This is a genomic window from Pseudomonas sp. Tav-5-1A, from assembly GCF_055755055.1.
In genome coordinates this window covers 5,140,914-5,161,532 of the sequence record NZ_CM146901.1, presented here as the reverse complement: position 1 = coordinate 5,161,532, position 20,619 = coordinate 5,140,914, and the positions used below count along the sequence as shown (strand labels likewise).

General features: G+C 64.9%; 18 protein-coding genes and 1 pseudogene. 4 read left to right on the top strand and 15 right to left on the bottom strand.

What is annotated here, in order from left to right:
• Positions 1-46: 46 nt before the first annotated feature.
• The 10 genes and pseudogenes from aauR to AC0J42_RS23585 all read right to left on the bottom strand — a co-directional run bounded on the left by aauR (position 47) and on the right by AC0J42_RS23585 (position 11,870).
• On the bottom strand, positions 47-1,321 hold the full coding sequence (gene aauR / locus AC0J42_RS23630) for a two-component response regulator AauR (protein ID WP_473006896.1): 1,275 nt from the start codon (positions 1,319-1,321) through the stop codon (positions 47-49).
• 44 nt (positions 1,322-1,365) lie between these two features.
• Positions 1,366-3,285: a two-component sensor histidine kinase AauS gene (aauS, locus tag AC0J42_RS23625; protein WP_473004115.1), complete on the bottom strand. Its 1,920-nt coding sequence runs from the start codon at positions 3,283-3,285 to the stop codon at positions 1,366-1,368.
• 58 nt (positions 3,286-3,343) lie between these two features.
• Entirely contained in the window at positions 3,344-4,078 is a 735-nt protein-coding gene (locus AC0J42_RS23620; RefSeq protein ID WP_416426251.1) for an amino acid ABC transporter ATP-binding protein, read from the bottom strand.
• On the bottom strand, positions 4,075-4,740 hold the full coding sequence (locus tag AC0J42_RS23615) for an amino acid ABC transporter permease (RefSeq protein WP_473004112.1): 666 nt from the start codon (positions 4,738-4,740) through the stop codon (positions 4,075-4,077). The genes AC0J42_RS23620 and AC0J42_RS23615 overlap by 4 nt, the downstream gene beginning before the upstream one ends.
• Positions 4,741-5,487 (bottom strand): amino acid ABC transporter permease, encoded by a 747-nt coding sequence (locus AC0J42_RS23610; protein ID WP_416426249.1) that lies wholly within the window; start codon positions 5,485-5,487, stop codon positions 4,741-4,743.
• A 97-nt stretch (positions 5,488-5,584) separates the two neighbouring features.
• Entirely contained in the window at positions 5,585-6,490 is a 906-nt protein-coding gene (locus AC0J42_RS23605; protein ID WP_416426248.1) for a glutamate/aspartate ABC transporter substrate-binding protein, read from the bottom strand.
• Positions 6,491-6,748: 258 nt separating this feature from the next.
• A pseudogene (glpD, locus tag AC0J42_RS23600) lies at positions 6,749-8,297 on the bottom strand (glycerol-3-phosphate dehydrogenase).
• A 242-nt stretch (positions 8,298-8,539) separates the two neighbouring features.
• Complete coding sequence (locus tag AC0J42_RS23595) at positions 8,540-9,295, bottom strand: DeoR/GlpR family transcriptional regulator (protein WP_416426246.1); 756 nt, start codon at positions 9,293-9,295, stop codon at positions 8,540-8,542.
• 156 nt (positions 9,296-9,451) lie between these two features.
• A complete protein-coding gene (gene glpK / locus AC0J42_RS23590; protein ID WP_416426244.1) occupies positions 9,452-10,954 on the bottom strand; it encodes a glycerol kinase GlpK in 1,503 nt (500 codons plus the stop codon).
• A gap of 64 nt (positions 10,955-11,018) precedes the next feature.
• Complete coding sequence (locus AC0J42_RS23585) at positions 11,019-11,870, bottom strand: MIP/aquaporin family protein (protein WP_473004111.1); 852 nt, start codon at positions 11,868-11,870, stop codon at positions 11,019-11,021.
• Positions 11,871-12,206: 336 nt separating this feature from the next.
• Between AC0J42_RS23585 and ybaK the strand changes: the two genes are divergently transcribed.
• Positions 12,207-12,677 (top strand): Cys-tRNA(Pro) deacylase, encoded by a 471-nt coding sequence (ybaK, locus tag AC0J42_RS23580; protein WP_473004109.1) that lies wholly within the window; start codon positions 12,207-12,209, stop codon positions 12,675-12,677.
• Position 12,678: 1 nt separating this feature from the next.
• Here the strand turns inward: ybaK and AC0J42_RS23575 are convergent, their stop codons facing one another.
• A complete protein-coding gene (locus AC0J42_RS23575; RefSeq protein WP_473004107.1) occupies positions 12,679-13,722 on the bottom strand; it encodes an ABC transporter ATP-binding protein in 1,044 nt (347 codons plus the stop codon).
• Positions 13,719-14,639 (bottom strand): ornithine carbamoyltransferase, encoded by a 921-nt coding sequence (gene argF, locus AC0J42_RS23570; protein WP_416426237.1) that lies wholly within the window; start codon positions 14,637-14,639, stop codon positions 13,719-13,721. The genes AC0J42_RS23575 and argF overlap by 4 nt, the downstream gene beginning before the upstream one ends.
• 378 nt (positions 14,640-15,017) lie before the next feature.
• Here argF and AC0J42_RS23565 point away from each other — a divergent pair, with 378 nt between their 5' ends.
• The 3 genes from AC0J42_RS23565 (at position 15,018) to grxD (ending at position 17,947) form a co-directional block, all read left to right on the top strand.
• Positions 15,018-15,311 (top strand): hypothetical protein, encoded by a 294-nt coding sequence (locus AC0J42_RS23565; protein ID WP_416426235.1) that lies wholly within the window; start codon positions 15,018-15,020, stop codon positions 15,309-15,311.
• 106 nt (positions 15,312-15,417) lie between these two features.
• Complete coding sequence (locus AC0J42_RS23560; protein WP_473004105.1) at positions 15,418-17,508, top strand: molybdopterin oxidoreductase family protein; 2,091 nt, start codon at positions 15,418-15,420, stop codon at positions 17,506-17,508.
• Between the two features lie 97 nt (positions 17,509-17,605).
• On the top strand, positions 17,606-17,947 hold the full coding sequence (gene grxD, locus AC0J42_RS23555; protein WP_473004103.1) for a Grx4 family monothiol glutaredoxin: 342 nt from the start codon (positions 17,606-17,608) through the stop codon (positions 17,945-17,947).
• Positions 17,948-18,086: 139 nt separating this feature from the next.
• On the opposite strand, the gene AC0J42_RS23550 is transcribed toward grxD, so the two are convergent.
• Genes AC0J42_RS23550 through purM form a run of 3 tightly spaced genes read right to left on the bottom strand, consistent with a single transcriptional unit; the run spans position 18,087 to position 20,532 of the window.
• On the bottom strand, positions 18,087-18,797 hold the full coding sequence (locus AC0J42_RS23550) for a DUF3108 domain-containing protein (RefSeq protein ID WP_416426232.1): 711 nt from the start codon (positions 18,795-18,797) through the stop codon (positions 18,087-18,089).
• Positions 18,798-18,805: 8 nt separating this feature from the next.
• Positions 18,806-19,462 carry a phosphoribosylglycinamide formyltransferase gene (gene purN / locus AC0J42_RS23545; protein ID WP_416427445.1) on the bottom strand — a complete coding sequence of 219 codons (657 nt, stop codon included), beginning with the start codon at positions 19,460-19,462 and terminating at the stop codon, positions 18,806-18,808.
• A gap of 11 nt (positions 19,463-19,473) precedes the next feature.
• Positions 19,474-20,532 carry a phosphoribosylformylglycinamidine cyclo-ligase gene (gene purM, locus AC0J42_RS23540; protein WP_416426231.1) on the bottom strand — a complete coding sequence of 353 codons (1,059 nt, stop codon included), beginning with the start codon at positions 20,530-20,532 and terminating at the stop codon, positions 19,474-19,476.
• Positions 20,533-20,619: the final 87 nt, after the last annotated feature.

Here is a 20,619-nt window from a genome sequence, read left to right as displayed (position 1 = left end):
CACACCCTGGCAAGCCAGCTCCCACAATGCAGGTTGATGGTGCAGCTTATGACAGCCCGTACTTCTTCACCTTGTCGAACAAGGTGGTCTTGGCCATGCCCAGGTCCTGGCTGGCCTGGCTGAGGTTGCCGTTGTTGCGCGCCAGGGCGTCGCTCAGCAGGTTGCGCTCGAAGGCCTCCACGGCCTCGGCGAAGCCCACCCCCGGCACGGCCTGGGCGCCGCTTTTCTTGAACGCAGGCAGGCCCAGCGCGTAGCGCTCGGCGACGTTGCGCAGCTCCCGCACATTGCCGGGCCAGTCGTGGCTCATCAGGCGCGACAGGGTCTGGCTGTCCAGTTCGGGCACCTCGCGGTCGAAGCGCAGGGCCGACTGTTCGAGGAAGTGTTCGAACAGTTGCAGGATGTCCTCGCGGCGCTCGCGCAGCGGCGGCAGCTCCAGGGTCACTACGTTGAGCCGGTAGTACAGGTCGCTACGGAAGCCGTTGCTGCGGCTCAGTTCGTCGAGGTCGGCCTTGGTGGCGGCGATCACCCGGCAATCCACCTCGATGCTCTGGTTCGACCCCAGGCGCTCCAGGGTGCGCTCCTGCAACACCCGCAACAGCTTGATCTGCAGGTTCAGCGGCATGCTTTCCACTTCATCGAGGAACAGCGTGCCGCCGTTGGCGTGCTCGATCTTGCCGATGCGGCGCTTGCCGGCGCCGGTGAAGGCGTTGGCCTCGTGGCCGAAGATTTCGCTTTCGAACAGGTTCTCCGGCAGGCCGCCACAGTTCAGTGCCACGAAGGGCTGCGGCTGGCGGCGGCTGAAGTCGTGCAGGCAGCGCGCTACCAGTTCCTTGCCGGTGCCGGTCTCGCCTTCGATCAGCACGTTGGCCGACGTATCGGCGACGTTGGCGATCAGCTCGCGCAGGTTCTCTATGGCCGGCGAGCGGCCGATGATGCGCCCCTCGAGGCTGCTGCGCCCGGCCAGCTGGCGGCGCAGCGAGCTGACCTCGCGGGCCAGGCCGCGCTGTTCCAGGGCGCGGCGCACTACGTCCACCAGGCGCTCGGGGGAGAAGGGCTTTTCCATGAAGTCGTAGGCGCCGCTGCGCATGGCGCCCACCGCCATGCTGATGTCGCCGTGGCCAGTGATCAGCACCACCGGCAGGCTCGGGTCGCGGGCCTTGAGGCGGTTCAGCAGCTCCAGGCCGTCGATGCCCGGCAGGCGAATGTCACTGACGACGATGCCGGCGAAGTCGTCGCCGATCAACGCCAGCGCTTCCTCGGCGCTGCCCACGCCCTGGCACGGGATATCTTCCAGGCTCAGGGCCTGTTGGCACCCGAGCAGCACATGGGGATCGTCCTCGACGATCAGAACGGTAAGCGAGGTGTTCATGACGGCTCGACTGGTGAAGTGGGCGGTTGGGCATTGAGTGCAGGCAAGGTCAGCACGAAGGCGGTGCCGCCGTCGTCGGGGTGCTCGGCGCCCAGGCTGCCACCGGCGGCGGCCGCCAGGCTGGCGGAAAGCGTCAGGCCCAGGCCCAGGCCTTGCTCGCCCGGTTTGGTGGTAAAGAACGGTTCGAACAGGTGCTGGCGCGTCTGCGCGGGCACGCCATGGCCGTTGTCGCGCACGCGCAGGCGGTAGCGGCCATCGTCCAGGGTTTCGCCCTGCAGCCACAGCGCCGGCTGGGCGATGCCCTGCAAGGCGTCCAGGGCGTTGCCGGCCAGGTTGCCGAGGATCTGCTCCAGGCGCGTCTGGCCCATGGGCAATTGTACCTCGCTGAACTGCCGGTGTACCTGCACGCCTTGGTCGCTGAGGCGCGCGGCCAGCACCTGCAGGGTGGCGTCCACGGCCTGGGTCAGCGAGGCGCGGCCACGGTCTTCGCCGCGGCGGGCGAACGAGCGCAGGCTGGCGGTGATGCGGCCCATGCGGTCGATCAGTTGGTTCATGGTGGCAAGGTTGGTGCTAGCCGTGTCCAGGGCGCCGCGCTCGAGGAAGCGCACGGTGTTGCCGGACAGCGTACGCAGCGCCGCCAGCGGCTGGTTCAGCTCGTGGGCGATGCTGGTGGACATCTGCCCGATGGCCGCCAGTTTGCCGGCCTGCACCAGTTCGTCCTGGGCGTGGCGCAGGGTTTCCTCGGCCTGGCGGCGTTCGCGAATCTGGCTTTTCAGCCGTTCGTTGCTGGCGCGCAGGTTCTCGGTGCGCGCGGCGATGCGCCGCTCAAGCTGGCTGTTCGCCTCTTCCAGCGCCTCGCGGGCGGCCAGGCGGGTGGCGATGACCTTGCGCCGTTCGTTCCAGGCAATCAGCAGGAACGCCAGGAACGCGAACGCCACCGCCACCAGCACGCCCTGGACCATGGCCTCGCGGCGCAGGTCCTGCAGGGGGGTGAGCAGGGTGAAGTGCCAGGGCGTGTCTTTCAGCTCGCGGGTCTGCGCCAGGTAGCTGACCTGGCGAGGGCTGCCGGTGCGGGTGGCGGGGCCGGGGAAGCTCAGGCGCTCCACGCCTTCGGCCAGGGTCTCGCGCTCCAGCGGTTGCAGCTCGGTGAGCGAGAACCAGTAGTACTGCAGGCTGCGGGCCAGGCGCTCCTTGATGTCCGGGGTCAGTGGGCGGACCGATTTCAGCCGCCGCGCCGGGTCGCTGGACAGAATGATGATGCCGTTCTCGTCGCTGACGAAGGCCTCCAGCTGCGCCTTCTGCCAGCGCTCCTCGAGGCTTTCCATGCGCACCTTGACCACCGCCACGCCGACGATCTTGCCGTGCTCTTCGAGGCCATGGGCCAGGTAGTAGCCGGGCTCGCCGGTGGTCGTGCCGATGCCGTAGAAGCGCCCGTCCTGGCCGCGCACGGCGTCCTGGAAGTAGGCGCGGAAGGACAGGTCCTCGCCCAGGTAGCTGTTGGCATCGCGCCAGTTGCTGGTGGCCTGCACCCGGCCGGTGGTGTCCAGCACGTAGATGGCGCTGCTGTGGCTGCGGCGGTTGAGGCCTTCCAGGTAGTCGTTGACCGCCTGGCGGTGGCCTTCGCCGTCGGGGTCGCCCAGCAGCGTCGAGACGCTACCTTCCAGCTCCAGCAGGCTGGGCAGGAAGGTATATTTGTTGATCTCGCTTTCCACCGCCCGGCCGTTCAGTTCCAGCTGGCGCTCGCCGCTCTCGCTCAGGGTGCGGATGCCGTTGTAGAGGCTGGCACGATAGCCGGCATAGCCCAGGCCCACGGTCAGCAGCAGGATCAGGGGGGGCAGGAACAGGTGGCGAATCAGACGGGGTTTCACGGCTAGGGCAGGCGAGGTCGCACGGGAGTGATCAGGGTCGCATTTCATCACAGTGCCTTGGGGCCTGCCAGCGCCGGGTGCCGGTGAGGGCACCCGGGCAGGGCTTTTAGTGTTGCAGGATCTTGGCGAGGAATTGCTGCGCACGTTCCGAACGCGCGCTCACGTCACCGAAGAACTCTTCCTTGGGGCAGTCTTCGACGATCTGGCCCTTGTCCATGAAGATCACCCGGTTGGCCACCTTGCGCGCAAAGCCCATCTCGTGGGTCACGCACATCATGGTCATGCCTTCGTGGGCCAGCTGCACCATCACGTCGAGCACTTCGTTGACCATTTCCGGGTCCAGCGCCGAGGTGGGTTCGTCGAACAGCATGACGATCGGGTCCATGGCCAGCGCCCGGGCAATGGCCACGCGCTGCTGCTGGCCGCCGGACAGCTGGCCGGGGTGCTTGTGCGCATGGGCCGACAGGCCGACGCGCTCCAGCAGCTTCAGGCCCTTGGCCGTGGCCTCTTCCTTGCTGCGGCCCAGCACCTTGATCTGCGCGATGGTCAGGTTCTCGGTGATGGTCAGGTGCGGGAACAGCTCGAAATGCTGGAACACCATGCCCACCCGCGAGCGCAGCTTGGGCAGGTTGGTCTTGGGGTCGGCGATGGAGGTGCCGTCGACGTTGATGTCGCCCTTCTGGAAGGGCTCCAGGGCGTTGACGCACTTGATCAGCGTGGACTTGCCCGAGCCCGAGGGCCCGCACACCACCACCACCTCACCTTTCTTGACTTCGGTGCTGCAGTCGGTCAGCACCTGGAAGTCCCCGTACCACTTGTTGACGTTCTTGATGGAAATCATACGGCTAACCTTTTATGCAGACGCTTGACCAGCAGCGAGGCGGAGAAGCTGATGACGAAGTAGACGAGCCCGGCGAAGATCAGGAACTCGTTGGACTGGCCGATGATGTCGCCATTGGCCCGTGCCGCGTTGAGGAAGTCCACCAGGCCCACGGTGTACACCAGCGAGGTGTCCTGGAACAGGATGATGCTCTGCTGCAGCAGCAGCGGGGTCATCTTGCGGAACGCCTGGGGCAGGATGATCAGGCGCATGGTCTGGCTGTAGGTCATGCCCATGGCCTGGGCGGCGCCCATCTGGCCCTTGGGAATGGACTGCACGCCGGCACGCACGATCTCGCAGAAGTACGCCGCCTCGAACATCATGAAGGCCACGACACAGGAGGTGAACGCGCCCACGGGCGTGTCCTGGCCGGTGATCCAGCGCAGCACGTAGGGCACCGCCAGGTAGAACCAGGTGATCACCAGCAGCAGCGGGATGGAGCGGAAGTAGTTGACGTAGGCGCCCGCTACCCGCGACAGCAGCTTGCTCGACGACAGGCGCATCAGCGCCAGCAGGGTGCCCAGCACGATGCCGCCGACGATACCCATGACCATCAGTTGCAGGGTCATGAGCATGCCGTTCCACAGGCCGGGCAGGGCGGGAATGATGCCACTGAAGTCCATTTACTTGCCCCCCACGGAGATCAGGCCGGGTACCGCGACTTTCTTCTCGATCAGGCGCATCAGCAGCATCAGGCTCATGTTCAGGGTGAAGTAGATCAGCGTCGCCAGGGTGAAGGCCTCGAACAGGTTGGCGGAGAACTCGGCGGTCTGCTTGGTCTGTGCCAGCAGCTCCATCAGGCCGATCAGCGAGGCCACCGAGGAGTTCTTGAACACGTTGAGGAATTCCGAGGTGAGCGGCGGAATGATGATGCGGTAGGCCTGGGGCAGCAGCACGTTCCAGTAGATCTGCGGCAGCTTGAAGCCCATGGCCCGGGCGGCCGATTCCTGGCCCTTTGGCAGCGCCTGGATACCGGTGCGCACCTGCTCGCAGACGCGTGCGGCGGTGAACAGGCCCAGGCACACCACCACGCTGAGGAAGGCGGCGGTGGTGGGGTTGAGGTCTTGCTTGAACCAGTCCTGGAAGCCCTGGGGCATCAGGTCGGGAATCACGAAATACCAGATGAACAGCTGCACCAGCAGCGGCACGTTGCGGAAGATTTCCACGTAAGTGGTGGCGATGGCCGATACCCAACGGTTGGGCACGGTGCGCATCACGCCGAGCACGGAGCCCAGCAGCAAGGCAATGATCCAGGCGGCGACGGCGATACCGATGGTCCAGCCCAGGCCGGCAATGTACCAGTCCAGGTAGATCTCGTTGCCAATGCCGGTGGACTTGAAGAACACGCCCCAGTCCCAGTTGTAATTCATCAGGGTCTCCCCTTGAGTTGCGATTCACGGGCACCTGCAGTCATCCACCGGCGCAAGGGCGCCAGTGGATGATTGAAGGTTAGACGGTGCGGGCGGATCAGTCCTTGGCAGGCTGGTCGGTCGGGTTGGCGATCAGGTTCTTCAGTTCGTCGCTTTCCGGGAACATCAGGTTCAGGCCCTTCGGCGGGATCGGCTGGGTGAACCACTTGTTGTAGATGGTGTTGATCTCGCCGGACTTGAACACGGCGACGATGGCGTCATCCACGGCCTTCTTGAACGCCGGGTCACCCTTGCGCACCATGCAGCCATAGATCTCGTGGGACTGCGCGGTGCCGGTCACGGCCCAGTCGTCGGGCTTCTTGGCCTTGGCCATTTCGCCGGCCAGCAGGGCGTCGTCCATCATGAAGGCCACGGCGCGGCCCGATTCCAGCATCTGGAAGGATTCGCCGTGGTCCTTGGCCGAGATCACGTTCATGCCCATCTGCTTGTCGGCGTTCATGGCCTTGAGCAGGCGCTCGGAGGTGGTGCCGGCGGTGGTCACCACGTTCTTGCCCTTCAGGTCCGGGAAGTCCTTGTAGGGCGAGTCTTTCTTGGCCAGCAGACGCGTGCCGATCTCGAAGATGCCCACCGAGAAGTCGACCTGCTGCTGGCGTTCGGCGTTGTTGGTGGTGGAGCCGCACTCGATGTCGACGGTGCCGTTCTGCACCAGCGGGATGCGGGTCTGGGAGGTGACCAGGTTGTACTTGACGTTCAGGTTGGGCATGTCGAGGTCTTTCTTGATGGCCTCGACGATTTTCAGCTGGATGTCATGGGAGTAGCCGACCGGTTTGCCCGATGCATCGGCGATGTAGGAGAACGGGATGGAGGCGTCACGATGGCCCAGGGTGATCGTGCCCGAATCCTTGATCTTCTTGAGGGTGCCGGTCAGCTCTTCGCCCATGGCAGGGCTGCTGATCAGTGCTGCAGCGATGGCTGCACCCAACAGGGTGTGAATGATGCGCATCTATGTCTCCTCGACCTTTGTTTTTTTTATGGAGCCGTCTGGTGGCTCATTCGTTCAGCAGTCTGTGCCGCTGATTCCGATGGAGAGTGTAGAGCATGAGTCGTGCCAAAACCGGGACGATGGTCCAAGGCCTTGATTGGCAAGGGGATTAAACTTTGGTGAAGGGTATGTGGCGAGGCTGATCGGTCGGCTGGCCGAATGATGGCACGTTGAGCATTCGGAAAGCCGACCGAGTTTGGACGCGGCCTGCGGCCGCTGCTACGGGGGGGCGGCGTCTTTACGCGGCCTGGGTGTGGGCCGGCTTGGCGAGGTAATCCACCAGCTTCTGCTGCTCGGCCGCCGTGGTGAACAGGCCCAGCTTGGTACGGCGCCACAGGATGTCGGCGGCGTCCACGGCCCATTCCTGCTGGCGCAGGTAGTCCACTTCGCGGCTGTACAGGTTGGCGCCGATCAGGTCGCCCAAATCTGCCAGGCCTTGCACGCCGTCCAGCAGCTGCCAGCTGCGGCTGCCGTAGGTGATGGCCCAGCGCCGGGCGAGGTCCTTGGGCAACCAGCCGTGCCTGGCCACCAGCGCCTCGGCCAGCGCCTGCGGGGTGGTCATCTGCTCGCCACCGGGCAAGGTAGCGGTGCCGGTCCAGCTGCCTTTCATCTGCTTGAAGAACGGCGCCAGCTGCGCCATGGCCGACTCGGCCAGCTTGCGGTAGGTGGTCAGCTTGCCGCCGAACACCGACAGCAGCGGTGCGTCATCGTCGCCGCTGCCCGACAGCGACAGGGTGTAGTCGCGGGTCACCGCCGACGGGTTGTCGGACTCGTCGTTGCACAGCGGGCGCACGCCCGAATAGGTGTGCAGGATGTCGTCGCGCTGCACCTGCTTCTTGAAGTGCGCGTTGACCACCTTCAACAGGTAGTCGGTCTCGGCTTCGGTGATGGTGACTTTCGCAGGGTCCCCGGTGTATTCGCGGTCGGTGGTGCCGATGATGGTGAAGCGTTCCATGTACGGAATGGTGAAGACGATGCGCTGGTCTTCGTTCTGCAGGATGTGCGCCTGCTCGCCTTCGTACAGCTTGGGCACGATCAGGTGGCTGCCCTGGATCAGGCGGATGCCGTAGGGCGAATCCAGCTTCAGGTCATCACGGATGAACTTCGCCACCCATGGGCCGGCGGCGTTGACCAGCGCCTTGGCGTGAATGGAGAACAGGCTGCCGTCGGCGCGCTCCAGGTGCACATGCCACAGGCCCTTGATGCGCCGGGCGTTCAGGCAGCGGGTGCGGGTGTGCAGGTGGGCGCCGTGCTCACGGGCAGCCATGGCGTTGAGCACCACCAGGCGGGCGTCGTCCACCCAGCAGTCGGAGTATTCGAAACCGCGGGTGATCTCGCTCTTCAACACGCTGTTCGCACCGAACTTCAGGCTGCGCGAGCCGGCCAGTTTTTCGCGCTTGCCCAGGTGGTCGTACAGGAACAGGCCGGCGCGAATCATCCACGCCGGGCGCAGGTGCGGGCGGTGCGGCAGCACAAAGCGCATGGGCTTGACGATGTGCGGGGCCTTGGCCAGCAGCACTTCGCGCTCGGCCAGGGCTTCGCGCACCAGGCGGAATTCGTAGTGTTCCAGGTAGCGCAGGCCGCCGTGGATCAGCTTGCTGCTGGCCGACGAGGTGTGGCTGGCGAGGTCGTCCTTTTCGCAAAGGAACACCGACAGCCCGCGACCTGCCGCGTCCGCTGCGATGCCGACGCCATTGATACCGCCGCCAATTACGGCAACATCATAGACTTCGGCGAGGGGCGGGGTGGGCAAGGTGGTGTGGGGCATGGCGGCCTCCTGCGGTTATTCGAAATTGAAATCGAACATTAATGTTCATTTTCGAAAATAGTAGCGCAACAGGAAGGCACAGGCCAGTCGAATTCGATTGAAAAAACTGATCGAATGGCCTCGAAATGAAAATTACCGAACATGAACGCACCCGTACTTGCGTTCGAGCTTCTGTGGGAGCTGGCTTGCCAGCGAGCTTTTGGGCCCTAACAGCTCGCTGGCAAGCCAGCTCCCACAGGGGGTTAGACGACTTCCAGGCGGATTTTGTGCTGGTTGAGCAGTTGCAGCAGCGCCGGCACCGGCGCCTTGTCGGTCACCAGGCAGTCGATCAGGCTGATGGACCCCAGGCGCACCATGGCGTTGCGCCCGAACTTGCTGGAGTCGGCGGCCAGTATCACCTGGCGGGCGTTGGCGATGATGGCCTGGGACACGCGCACTTCCTGGTAGTCGAAGTCCAGCAGGCTGCCGTCTTCGTCGATGCCGCTGATGCCCACCAGGGCGAAGTCGACCTTGAACTGGTTGATGAAGTCGACGCTGGCCTGGCCCACCACGCCGCCGTCACGGCGCACGTTGCCACCGGCCAGTTGCACCTCGAAGTCATCCTTGGCGCTGAGGATCGACGCCACGTGCAGGTTGTTGGTGATGATCTTCAGGTGGTTGTGGTTGAGCAGGGCGCGGGCGATGGATTCGGTGGTGGTGCCGATGTTGATGAACAGCGAGGCGTGGTCGGGGATCTGTGCGGCGATGGCTTCGGCGATGCGTTGCTTTTCATCGCGCATCTGGTCGGCACGCATGGCGTACGCGGTGTTTTCGATGCTGGAATCGTAGGCGGCGCCACCGTGGTAACGGCGCAGCAGGTTGAGTTCGGCCAGTTGGTTGATGTCGCGGCGGATGGTCTGCGGGGTGACGATGAACAGCTGGGCCATCTCTTCGATGCTGACGTAGCCGCGTTCACGCACCAGTTCGAGGATTTGTTGTTGGCGTGGAGGCAGATTCATTGGGCTTCCTTTGGCTGCCGGGGCAAATTCGCCCATCATGCCGCAGGAAGGAGGCGGGTGCTAGCACCACTCCCCGTAGCAGCTGCCGAAGGCTGCGTCCGGGGCCTCGACCGAGGTGTCCGGGACGCCGCCTGCGGCAGCTGCTACAACGGGGTGTCACGCTTCTTCGTGGGGTTCCCAGTCGCGGGTGCGGTCCACGGCCTTGCGCCAGCCGGCGTACAGTTTCTCCTTGGCGGCCTCATCCAGCTGTGGTTCGAACTCGCGCTCGATCACCGCCTTGCCGCGCAGTTCTTCCAGGCTGCCCCAGAAGCCCACGGCCAGGCCAGCCAGGTAGGCGGCGCCCAGGGCGGTGGTTTCGCGCATTTGCGGGCGTTCCACCTGGGTGCCGAGGATGTCGGCCTGGAACTGCATGAGGAAGTTGTTGGCCACCGCGCCGCCGTCCACGCGCAGGGCCTTCAGGCGTTCGCCGGCGTCCTGCTGCATGGCGTCGAGCACGTCGCGGGTCTGGTAGGCGATGGATTCCAGCGCCGCACGAATGATGTGGTCGACCTTGACGCCACGGGTCAGGCCGAACAGCGCGCCGCGGGCATAGGGGTCCCAGTACGGAGCGCCCAGGCCGGTGAAGGCCGGCACCAGGTACACACCGTTGCTGTCCTTGACCTTGCTGGCGAAGTACTCGGTGTCGTAGGCGTCGTTGACCAGTTTCAGTTCGTCGCGCAGCCACTGCACCGTGGAGCCACCGTTGAACACCGCACCTTCCAGGGCGTAGGCCACTTCGCCGCGCGGGCCGCAGGCGATGGTGGTGAGCATGCCGTGCTTGGACTTCACGGCCTTGTCGCCGGTATTCATCAGCAGGAAGCAGCCAGTGCCGTAGGTGTTCTTGGCCTGGCCGGGCTCCACGCACATCTGGCCGAACAGGGCGGCCTGCTGGTCGCCGGCGATACCGGCGATGGCGATGCCGCTCTTGGTGCGGCCGTAGACCTCGGACGAGCCTTTTACTTCCGGGAGCATTTCGCGCGGAATGTTCAGCACGTCCAGCATCTTGTCATCCCATTGCAGGGTATGGATGTTGAACAACATGGTGCGCGAGGCGTTGGTGTAGTCGGTGACGTGCACCTTGCCGCCGGAGAATTTCCAGATCAGCCAGGTATCGACGGTGCCGAACAGCAGGTCGCCTTGCTGCGCGCGCTCGCGGGCGCCTTCGACGTTGTCCAGGATCCACTTCAGCTTGGTGCCCGAGAAGTACGGGTCGGTGACAAGGCCTGTGGTCTCGCGGATGTACTCGGCGTGGCCGTCACGCTTGAGCTGTTCGCAGATCTCGGTGCTGCGGCGGCACTGCCAGACGATGGCGTTGTACACCGGCTGGCCGGTGTGCTTGTCCCACACCACGGTGGTTTCACGCTGGTTGGTGATGCCGATGGCGGCTACCTGGTCGTGGTGCAGGCCGGCCTTGGCCAGGGCCTGGACCATGACCGCGCTCTGGGTGGCGAAGATGTCCATGGGGTCGTGCTCGACCCAGCCCGGCTGCGGGTAGTGCTGGGGGAATTCGCTTTGGCTGGAGCAGACAACGTTTGCGTCGCGGTCAAAAATGATCGCGCGCGAACTGGTGGTGCCCTGGTCCAGGGCGATGATGTAGTTCTTGTTCTGAAGGTCTGTCATGGCAATCGCCTTTCAAGAAAAGTAAAAGTCGGGAATATGGCTCAAGGTACTCGGGGGCGCTGGTCTAGGACGCCTGTACCTTGCTCCCGGTGTTGTCGGTGGCGGTTTCGCCAGCAGGTGCGGCGGCGGGCAGGTGGCGGGCCAGCAGGCCGCGGTAAATGGCCGCGCCGAGGCAGGCGCCCAGGATCGGGGCGAAGATCGGCACCAGGAAATACGGGATGTCACGCCCGCCGGTAAAGGCTATTTCGCCCCAACCTGCGAAGAATGTCATCAGCTTGGGCCCGAAATCGCGCGCCGGGTTCATCGCAAAACCGGTCAGCGGGCCCATGGAGCTGCCGATCACGGCAATCAGCAGGCCGATCAGCAGCGGCGCCAGCGGGCCGCGGGGCAGGCCGTTCTGGTCGTCGCCCAGCGCCATGATCACGCCCATGAGAATGGCGGTGATCACCATTTCCACCAGAAACGCCTGGGCGGTGGACAGCGACGGGTGCGGGTAGGTGGAGAACACCGACGCCAGTTCCAGGCTTTCCTGGCTGCCGCGGATCATGTGGTGGGCTTGTTCGTAATCGAAGAACAGGTTGCTGTACAGCGTGTACACCAGCGCTGCGCCACAGAACGCGCCCGCCACCTGGGCCAGGATGTAGAAGGGCAGCTTGCGTTTTTCAAAGCCGGCAAACACGCACAGGGCGATGCTCACCGCGGGGCTCAGGTGCGCGCCGGATACCCCGGCGGTCAGGTAGATCGCCATGCTGACGCCCACCCCCCAGATGATGCTGATTTCCCACAGCCCAAAGCTGGCGCCCGCCACCTTGAGCGCCGCTACACAGCCGGTGCCGAAGAAGATCAGGAGGGCGGTTCCGAGAAACTCGGCCATGCACTGGCCGGACAACGCAGGTTGTTGCTGAGCAGTCGTCATCATTGACACCTTTTTTGTTGTTGTGCGGCGCCGTTCGGGCGCTCGAGTCATGCACCCGCCGGTAAAACCCCATACCGGCGGATGTGTTGCGTGCGCAAACTGGTCTAGGGTTTGCGATATTCAGAAACGAAAAAATATAGACAAGAAACGATTATGTCAAAGGTCGAAAATGAACCATGATTCAGAAACTGACTGGCGGGGGTTGGGTGGTGCTGAGCCGCCCCGGTAGCAGCGGCCGCCAGGCCGCGTCCTGGGCGCATCGGTGATTGCGTGGTGGAGGGGCAGGGCTGCTGATACATTAGGCGGTCGATTTTTTGCACCGCCACAGGAGTGAACATGACCCCGGCGTTGGATTTGTTGAAAAAGGCCCGTGCCGAACACCGCGTGCACAGTTACGAACACGACCCCAAGGCGGCTTCCTACGGCCTGGAAGCGGCGGAAAAGCTGGGGCTCAACCCGGCCCAGGTGTTCAAGACGCTGCTGGCCAGCAGCGAGAAGGGCGAGTTGCTGGTGGCCGTGGTGCCGGTGGCTGGCACCCTCGACCTCAAGGGCCTGGCCCATGCCGCCGGGGTGAAGAAGTGCGAGATGGCCGACCCGGCCGCCGCCCAGCGTTCCACCGGCTACCTGCTGGGGGGTATCAGCCCGTTGGGGCAGAAGAAGCGCCTGCGGACCTTCATCGACCAGTCGGCGCAGCCGTTGGCAACGATGTTCGTTAGCGCCGGGCGCCGAGGCCTGGAAGTGGAGCTGGCGCCGGCCCTGCTGGCGGAACACACCCGCGGGGTGTTCGCCGACATCGGCCGGGCCTGAATCAAGCCGCGGCGAACATCACCAGGTGTTCGCTGCGCAGGCGAATGCCGATGTGCTGGCCAGGCTCGCAGGCCAGGTGGCTGGGCAACAACGCCTCCACCTGGCTGCCGCTGCCCAGCTGCAGCTGGTACAGCGTGGCCGCGCCTTGGAAGCGCTTGCCGGTGACGCGTGCCTGCACCGGGCTGTCCGGGGCGTGCACGATGTTGTCCGGGCGCAGCAACACGTCCACGGCACTGCCGCGGGGCCAGGCGCTGGCGCTGTCGCCGTGCAGCTCGCCCAGTTCGGTGTGCACCGACTGCGCGTCGTTCACGGTGCCGCGCAGGAAGTAACCCTGGCCGATGAAGCTGGCGACGAAGGCCGTCTGCGGGCGGTGGTAAAGGTTGTAAGGCGTGTCCCACTGCTGCAGCCGCCCCTGCTGGAAGACGCCGACCTGATCGCTCACCGAAAACGCCTCTTCCTGGTCATGGGTGACCAGGATCGCACTGGTGCCGCGGCTTTTCAGGATGTCGCGCACTTCCTGGCTCAGGCGTCGGCGCAGCTCCACGTCGAGGTTGGAAAACGGCTCGTCCAGCAGCAGCAGCTGCGGTTGCGGCGCCAGCGCGCGGGCCAGGGCCACGCGCTGTTGCTGGCCACCGGACAGCTCGTGAGGGTAACGCGCGCCCAGGCCGGTGAGGTTCACCAGCTCGAGCATCTCGTCGACCACTCGGGTCTGGTGCGGGTGCTGGCGGATGCCGAACGCCACGTTCTGCGCCACGGTCAGGTGGGGGAACAGCGCGTAGTCCTGGAACACCATGCCGAGGCGGCGCTTTTCCGGGGCCAGGGTGAAGCCTGGCCGGGAGATGACCTCGCCGGCCAGGCGAATCTCGCCCTGGTGCACCGGCTCGAAGCCGGCGATGGCACGCAGGGTGGTGGTCTTGCCGCACCCCGAAGCGCCCAGCAGGCAACCGATGTCACCGGCCTGCAGCTGCAGGCTGAGGTCGGCGACCACCGCCTGGCCCTGGTAACCGCAGGCCAGGTGGTGCAGCGCCAGCAGCGGCTGGCTCATGCCGGGCGGTAGGCCGGGGCCACCAGGAACTCCAGCAGCGCCTTCTGTGCGTGCAGGCGGTTCTCGGCCTGGTCCCACGCCACGGCACGCGGATCGTCGAGCACGTCCATGCTGATCTCCTCGCCACGGTGGGCGGGCAGGCAGTGCATGAACAGCACGTCGTCGGCGGCCAGGTCCAGCAGCGCGCGGCTGACCTGGTAGGGCGCGAACAGCTTCAGGCGGCGCGCGGTTTCCTCTTCCTGGCCCATGGAGGTCCAGACGTCGGTGCTCACCAGGTGGGCGCCGGCCACGGCGGCCTTGGGGTCGCGCATCACTTGCACGCGGTCGCCGGCCTGGGCCAGGAACTGCGGGTTGGGCTCGAAGCCTTCGGGGCAGGCCACGCGCAGCTGGAAGTCGAACTGGATGGCCGCTTCTATATAGCTGTTGCACATGTTGTTGCCGTCGCCGATCCAGGCCACGGTCTTGCCCTGGATGCTGCCGCGGTGTTCCAGGAAGGTTTGCATGTCGGCCAGCAGCTGGCAGGGGTGCAGGTCGTCGGACAGGCCGTTGATCACTGGCACGCGCGAGTTGGCGGCGAATTCGGTCAGGGTGCTGTGGGCGTAGGTGCGGATCATCACCGCGTCGAGCATGCTCGACATGACGATGGCGCAGTCGCCGATCGGCTCGCCACGGCCCAGTTGGGTGTCGCGCGGGGACAGGAAGATGGCCTGGCCGCCGAGCTGGATCATGCCGGCCTCGAACGACAGGCGGGTACGGGTCGAGGATTTCTCGAAAATCATGCCCAGTACCCGGTTCTTCAGCGGCTCGAACAGCACGCCGCGGTTACGCAGGTCCTTGAGCTCGATGCCTCGACGGATGACGCTGAGAAGCTCTTCGGGCGTGCAATCCATCAGGGAGAGAAAGTGCCTTGCGCTCATCATTGACTACCTTTTTGCAACGTACCGCAGCACTCGTGACCAGCTTTTGAAAAAACGAGAGAGGCCTGCGGCGAAAGCCGCACGCGGCGACGAAATTAGGGAAGACGCGATCTTATAATTAAATGTCGCGTCTCGCCAATATGTGTTTCATATTCCGATCACGGACAGTGTTTCAGGGCATGTCTCAAAAGCCGTGTGCGCAAGCGTCCGGCCCTGCTTTTTACACCCCCGTCGGTTCCCTTGGCAATCGTGCCCGGAATTGTCTAGCGTTAACCCTGTCTCAGGTATCAACCTGCGGCTGGCCGTCGCAGTGCGCATTTCGTACACTGCCAGCCATGGGTACACGACTGTATCCTGCACGATACGCGGAGAGGGTGAATGGATTCCAGAGAACAACAACTGCTCGAGCTGCTGGGCCTGACGGCGCGCACGCTCACGCACCTGACGGCCTCGATGACGTCCATGTCGTTCGAGTTGCTGCGCAGCGATGACGAGGTCACCGCCAGCGCGGCCAGGCGCATGATCGACCGCATGGCCACCATCAGCGGCGGGCTGGACGAGCATTGGAAGCTGATCGGCGAACTGACCGGCGTGCCCATCGGCCAGGAAGAGGTCGAGACCGTGGTGGAGATCCAGCTGCAGGCACCGCCCCCCGGCCTGCCGGCCAACTGAGCATCATCGGCTGGCCTGATGCCGGCCGATTCAGCCCGCCAAGCGTGCTGGTGCACCGGGTACTATCGTTCCATAGTCGGCTACCGCTGCCTGGACGAGACTGGCCATGACCAAGACCCTGCACCACCGCGCCTGCCACCTGTGCGAGGCCATCTGCGGCCTCAATATCGAAACCCAGGCCGACGACGCCGGGCACCTGACCATCACCTCGATCAAGGGCGACCCCCAGGACACCTTCAGCCGCGGCCACATCTGCCCCAAGGCCGTGGCCCTGCAGGACATCCAGAACGACCCCGACCGCCTGCGCCAGCCCATGCTGCGCACGGGCAGCGAATGGCAGCCGATCAGCTGGCAGGAAGCCTTCGACACGGTGGCCACGCGCCTGTGGGACCTGCAGCAGCGCCATGGCCAGGACGCCGTGGCGATCTACCAGGGCAACCCCAGCGTGCACAACTACGGGCTGATGACCCACGGTAATTACTTCCTGGGCCTGCTGAAGACCCGCAACCGCTATTCGGCCACCTCGGTGGACCAGTTGCCCCATCACCTGTCCAGCTTCCTGATGTACGGCCACGGGCTGTTGTTGCCCATCCCGGATATCGATCACACCGACTTCATGCTGATTCTGGGCGGTAACCCGCTGGCGTCCAACGGCAGCATCATGACCGTGCCGGACGTGGAGAAGCGCCTCAAGGCCATCCAGGCTCGTGGCGGCAAGGTGGTGGTGATCGACCCCCGGCGCAGCGAGACCGCGGCCATGGCCAGCCAGCACCTGTTCATTCGCCCCGGTGGCGATGCGGCGCTGCTGCTGGGCCTGCTCAACACCCTGTTCGAGGAAGGGCTGACGCGCGCCAGCCACCTGCCGGTGGATGGCCTGCAGTCGGTACGCGAGGCTATCGCCGGCTTCAGCGCCGAGGCCATGAGCTCGCGCTGTGGCGTGGCCGCAGCGGACATCCGCGCGCTGGCGCGGGCGTTCGCCGGCGCCGACAAGGCCGTGTGCTACGGGCGCATGGGCGTCTCCACCCAGGCGTTCGGCACCCTGTGCCATTGGTTGGTGCAGCTGATCAACCTGGTCACCGGCAACCTTGACCGGGTGGGCGGCGCCCTGTGCACCACGCCGGCGGTGGACCTGGTGGCCAACACCGGCGGTGGCCACTTCAATAGTTGGCAAAGCCGCGTCTCCGGCCTGCCCGAGTACGGCGGCGAGTTGCCGGTGTCGGCGCTGGCCGAGGAAATGCTCACCGCAGGCGAAGGGCAGGTGCGGGCGCTGATCACCGTGGCCGGCAACCCGGTGCTGTCCACGCCTAACGGCCGGCAGCTGGAACAGGCCCTCGATGGCCTGGAGTTCATGCTCAGCATCGACCTGTACATCAACGAGACCACGCGGTACGCCGACCTGATCCTGCCGTCGACCTCGGCGCTGGAAAATGACCACTACGACACCACCTTCAACCTGTTCGCGGTGCGCAACGTCAGCCGCTTCAACCGCGCGATCCTGCCCAAGCCCGACGGCGCGCTGCACGACTGGGAGATTTTCGTCGGCCTGGCCGAGGCGTTCGCCGCCCGTGCCGGCAAGCCCCTGAAGCCCACCTGGCCGCCGGCGCAGCTCATCGACCGTGGCTTGCAGGCCGGGCCGTGGGGCCTGTCCCTGGCGGCCCTGGCCGAGCACCCCCACGGCCTCGACCTGGGGCCGCTGCAGCCCAACCTTGCGGCGCGCCTGAAAACCCCCGGCCAACGCATCCAGGCGGCGCCAGCGGTGCTGCTGGCAGACCTGCAGCGCTTCGCCGCGCAAGCCATGCCGGGCGCCGATGAGCTGGTGATGGTGGGGCGCCGCCACGTGCGCAGCAACAATTCCTGGATGCACAACTACCACCGCCTGGTGAAGGGCAAGCCGCGCCACCAGTTGCTGATGCATCCCGATGACCTGGCCGCCCGCGGCCTGGCGGACGGCCAGCGGGTGCGGGTGACGTCGCGGGTGGGCAGCGTCGAGGTGGAGGTGCTGGGCAGCCTGGAGATGATGCCCGGCGTGGTCAGCCTGCCCCACGGCTTCGGCCACGCGCGCCATGGTGTGCGCCTGGAGATCGCCCAGGCCCAGCCTGGCGCCAGTGCCAACGACCTGACCGACGAGCGGGTGCTGGACCAGGTTTCCGGCAATGCGGCGTTGAACGGCGTGCCGGTGCGGGTGGCGGCGGCGTGAACGGCTCCATCGGCAAGGCCGAGCGCGCCGCTCGGGTTTCCGTTACAATGCGTCACCGTGTCGACCTATGAGTCGGAAAGCTAAGCCGAGGTGCTCCATGGATATCATCGAAACGATTAAAGAGCAGATTGCCAACAACACCATTCTGCTTTACATGAAAGGCTCGCCGAACGCCCCGCAGTGCGGCTTCTCGTCGAAGGCGTCGCAGTGCGTGATGCAGTGCGGCGAGAAATTCGCTTATGTGGATATCCTGCAGAACCCGGAAATCCGTGCGAACCTGCCAAAGTACGCCAACTGGCCGACTTTCCCGCAGCTGTGGGTAGCCGGCGAGCTGGTTGGCGGTAGCGACATCGTTGCTGAAATGTTCGCCAACGGCGAGCTGCAGACGCTGATCAAGGCCGCTGCCGAGAAAGCCAAGGCCGGCGAAAACGCCTGTTAGCCCTGCGCTTCAACAAAAAGCCCCGCTGTCGTGAGACAGCGGGGCTTTTTGTTGAAGGGTGTGGGAGCTGGCTTGCCAGCGAGCTTTTGAGGCCCTTAAAAGCTCGCTGGCAAGCCAGCTCCCACACCAACGTTGCAAATCAGCTACCTTTCACCGAACGACCATCAACGGTACCGTCCTGCAGCATGATGTTGTATTCCTTGCCGTCGGTCTCGACCTGTTGCAGGCGAACCAGCAGGTAGTCCCAGTCCTTGGCGAACCACAGCACGGTGGTGCGCTTGTTCTGCGTGGGGTCACGCACGCGCTCCACCTTGATGGCGTCGACCTGGCCGGCCTTGGTGTCGACCTTCTCGGTGCCCAGCACGCGGAAGTCGTAGGTGTCGACGTCGCCGCCGTCCACCACCTGGTAGCTCATGCTCTTCTTGCCGGCGGCCACGTCACGCTGCAGGGCCAGCTGGTAGGTCGACTTGTCGAGCATGCCGCGGTTGAGTGGCACCTTGACGGCGTCGCCACGGTCGGTGCCGGTGACCATTTTCTGCGACCAGTCGAAGTCCAGGTCGGTCTTCTTCGGCTTGCCCAGGCCGCCACGTTCGAAGTGGTAGGTCTTGGGCAGCAGCGCGTCCTTGTCGACGGTGAGGGTGCTTTCCTCGGTGAGGCTGGCAATCATCATCGACGCCTTGAAGCTCAGGGTCCAGGTGTCGTTGGCACCTTTTTCCAGGCTGCGCGAGGCGGTGCCGCTCATGGGCAGCTGTTTCCAGTCGGCGGTGTAGCTGGCCGTGAAGGGCTTCAGGTCGGCAGCGTGTACCGGCAAAGCCAGCAACGCGGCGCAGAACAGCAGGGCACGACGCATAAAATCTCCTAGGGTCGAATCAAGTGACCGCTGGCCCCGAGGGGCTTGCCGTCCAATAATGCACCGTGGGCGTCCAGACGCAAGCGTCCTTCGGCGAACCAGCGCACGGCCAGCGGATAGATCTGGTGTTCCTGGGCATGGACCCGCTGCGCCAGGGTGACCGGCGTGTCGTCCAACTGTACCGGTATTGCTGCCTGTACGACCAGTGGTCCGCCATCGAGTTCCTCGGTGACGAAATGCACACTGCAGCCATGCTCGGCATCACCGGCCTCGATGGCGCGCTGATGGGTGTGCAGGCCTTTGTACCTGGGCAGCAGGGAAGGGTGGATATTGAGCAGGCGCCCTTGATAGTGGCGCACGAAGCCTGGGCTCAGGATTCGCATGAAGCCGGCCAGCACCACCAGGTCGGGGCTGAAGCCGTCGATGAGTTCGACCAGCGCGGCGTCGAAGGCTTCGCGGCCTTCGAACGCCTTGTGGTCCAGCACGGCGGTGTCGATACCGGCGTGGCGGGCGCGTTCCAGGCCGTAGGCATCGGCGCGGTTGGAGATCACCGCGCGGATGCGGGCCGGGTGGGTCCCGGCCTGCTGGTTCACGCTATCGATCAGGGCCTGCAGGTTGCTGCCGGTGCCGGAGAGCAGCACCACTACGTTACAGCGTGCGGGCATCTGTTCGTGCATCAGTGTGCCTTGACGTTCTTCAGCTCGACCTGTGGGGCGCCTTCGGCGGCAACGCCGATCTGGCCGATGACCCATGGCTGCTCGCCAGCGTCACGCAGGGTTTGCAGGGCCACGTCGACGTGTTCCTGGGCCACGCAGATGACCATGCCCACGCCGCAGTTCAGCACGCGGTGCATTTCGTGCTCGTCGACGTTGCCTTTTTCCTGCAGCCAGTCGAACACCGCCGGGCGCTGCCAGCTGGCCACGTCAACCACGGCCTGGGCGCCTTTTGGCAGCACGCGCGGGATGTTGTCCAGCAGGCCGCCACCGGTGATGTGGGCCATGGCCTTGACGGCGCCAGTGTCCTTGATCAGCTTGAGCAGGGGCTTGACGTAGATGCGGGTCGGGGCCATCAGCAGGTCGGTCAGTGGCTTGCCGTCCAGCTGGGTGTTCTCGATGTCGGCACCCGACACTTCGATGATCTTGCGGATCAGCGAGTAGCCGTTGGAGTGCGGGCCGGACGATGGCAGGGCCAGCAGGGCGTCACCGGTGGCGACTTTCGAGCCGTCGATGATCTCGGCCTTCTCGACCACGCCCACGCAGAAGCCGGCCAGGTCGTAGTCCTCGCCTTCGTACATGCCTGGCATTTCAGCGGTTTCGCCGCCTACCAACGAGCAACCCGACAGTTCGCAGCCAGCGCCGATACCGGTCACTACCTGGGCGGCGGTGTCCACGTTCAGCTTGCCGGTGGCGTAGTAGTCCAGGAAGAACAGGGGCTCGGCGCCGCACACCACCAGGTCGTTGACGCACATGGCCACCAGGTCGATGCCGATGCTGTCGTGCTTGTTCAGGTTCAGTGCCAGGCGCAGCTTGGTGCCCACGCCGTCGGTGCCCGAGACCAGGACAGGCTGCTTGTAGCCGGCCGGGATCTCACAGAGGGCGCCGAAACCGCCCAGGCCGCCCATGACTTCAGGACGCGCAGTACGCTTGGCGACGCTCTTGATGCGTTCGACCAATGCTTCACCGGCGTCGATGTCTACACCGGCGTCCTTGTAGCTCAGGGAGGGTTGCTTGCTCATGATCCAGGCCTTTAGAGGGAGGGATTCGAAAAATCGACCGCAAGCGGCGGGCTGCCCGGAAATACCGTTGCCGGGTATTTCCAATCG

What these genes read in the sequence shown, in the direction of transcription:
- AC0J42_RS23595 (WP_416426246.1), bottom strand. Translation starts at nt 9,295, where the DNA reads ATGAATCTGCCTCCACGCCAACAACAAATCCTCGAACTGGTGCGTGAA.
- glpK (WP_416426244.1), bottom strand. Translation starts at nt 10,954, where the DNA reads ATGACAGACCTTCAGAACAAGAACTACATCATCGCCCTGGACCAGGGC.
- aauS (WP_473004115.1), bottom strand. Translation starts at nt 3,285, where the DNA reads ATGAAATGCGACCCTGATCACTCCCGTGCGACCTCGCCTGCCCTAGCC.
- AC0J42_RS23605 (WP_416426248.1), bottom strand. Translation starts at nt 6,490, where the DNA reads ATGCGCATCATTCACACCCTGTTGGGTGCAGCCATCGCTGCAGCACTG.
- AC0J42_RS23575 (WP_473004107.1), bottom strand. Translation starts at nt 13,722, where the DNA reads ATGAGCCAGCCGCTGCTGGCGCTGCACCACCTGGCCTGCGGTTACCAG.
- AC0J42_RS23620 (WP_416426251.1), bottom strand. Translation starts at nt 4,078, where the DNA reads ATGATTTCCATCAAGAACGTCAACAAGTGGTACGGGGACTTCCAGGTG.
- ybaK (WP_473004109.1), top strand. Translation starts at nt 12,207, where the DNA reads ATGACCCCGGCGTTGGATTTGTTGAAAAAGGCCCGTGCCGAACACCGC.
- AC0J42_RS23585 (WP_473004111.1), bottom strand. Translation starts at nt 11,870, where the DNA reads ATGACGACTGCTCAGCAACAACCTGCGTTGTCCGGCCAGTGCATGGCC.
- purN (WP_416427445.1), bottom strand. Translation starts at nt 19,462, where the DNA reads ATGCCCGCACGCTGTAACGTAGTGGTGCTGCTCTCCGGCACCGGCAGC.
- AC0J42_RS23550 (WP_416426232.1), bottom strand. Translation starts at nt 18,797, where the DNA reads ATGCGTCGTGCCCTGCTGTTCTGCGCCGCGTTGCTGGCTTTGCCGGTA.
- purM (WP_416426231.1), bottom strand. Translation starts at nt 20,532, where the DNA reads ATGAGCAAGCAACCCTCCCTGAGCTACAAGGACGCCGGTGTAGACATC.
- AC0J42_RS23610 (WP_416426249.1), bottom strand. Translation starts at nt 5,487, where the DNA reads ATGAATTACAACTGGGACTGGGGCGTGTTCTTCAAGTCCACCGGCATT.
- AC0J42_RS23565 (WP_416426235.1), top strand. Translation starts at nt 15,018, where the DNA reads ATGGATTCCAGAGAACAACAACTGCTCGAGCTGCTGGGCCTGACGGCG.
- argF (WP_416426237.1), bottom strand. Translation starts at nt 14,639, where the DNA reads ATGAGCGCAAGGCACTTTCTCTCCCTGATGGATTGCACGCCCGAAGAG.
- AC0J42_RS23615 (WP_473004112.1), bottom strand. Translation starts at nt 4,740, where the DNA reads ATGGACTTCAGTGGCATCATTCCCGCCCTGCCCGGCCTGTGGAACGGC.
- AC0J42_RS23560 (WP_473004105.1), top strand. Translation starts at nt 15,418, where the DNA reads ATGACCAAGACCCTGCACCACCGCGCCTGCCACCTGTGCGAGGCCATC.
- grxD (WP_473004103.1), top strand. Translation starts at nt 17,606, where the DNA reads ATGGATATCATCGAAACGATTAAAGAGCAGATTGCCAACAACACCATT.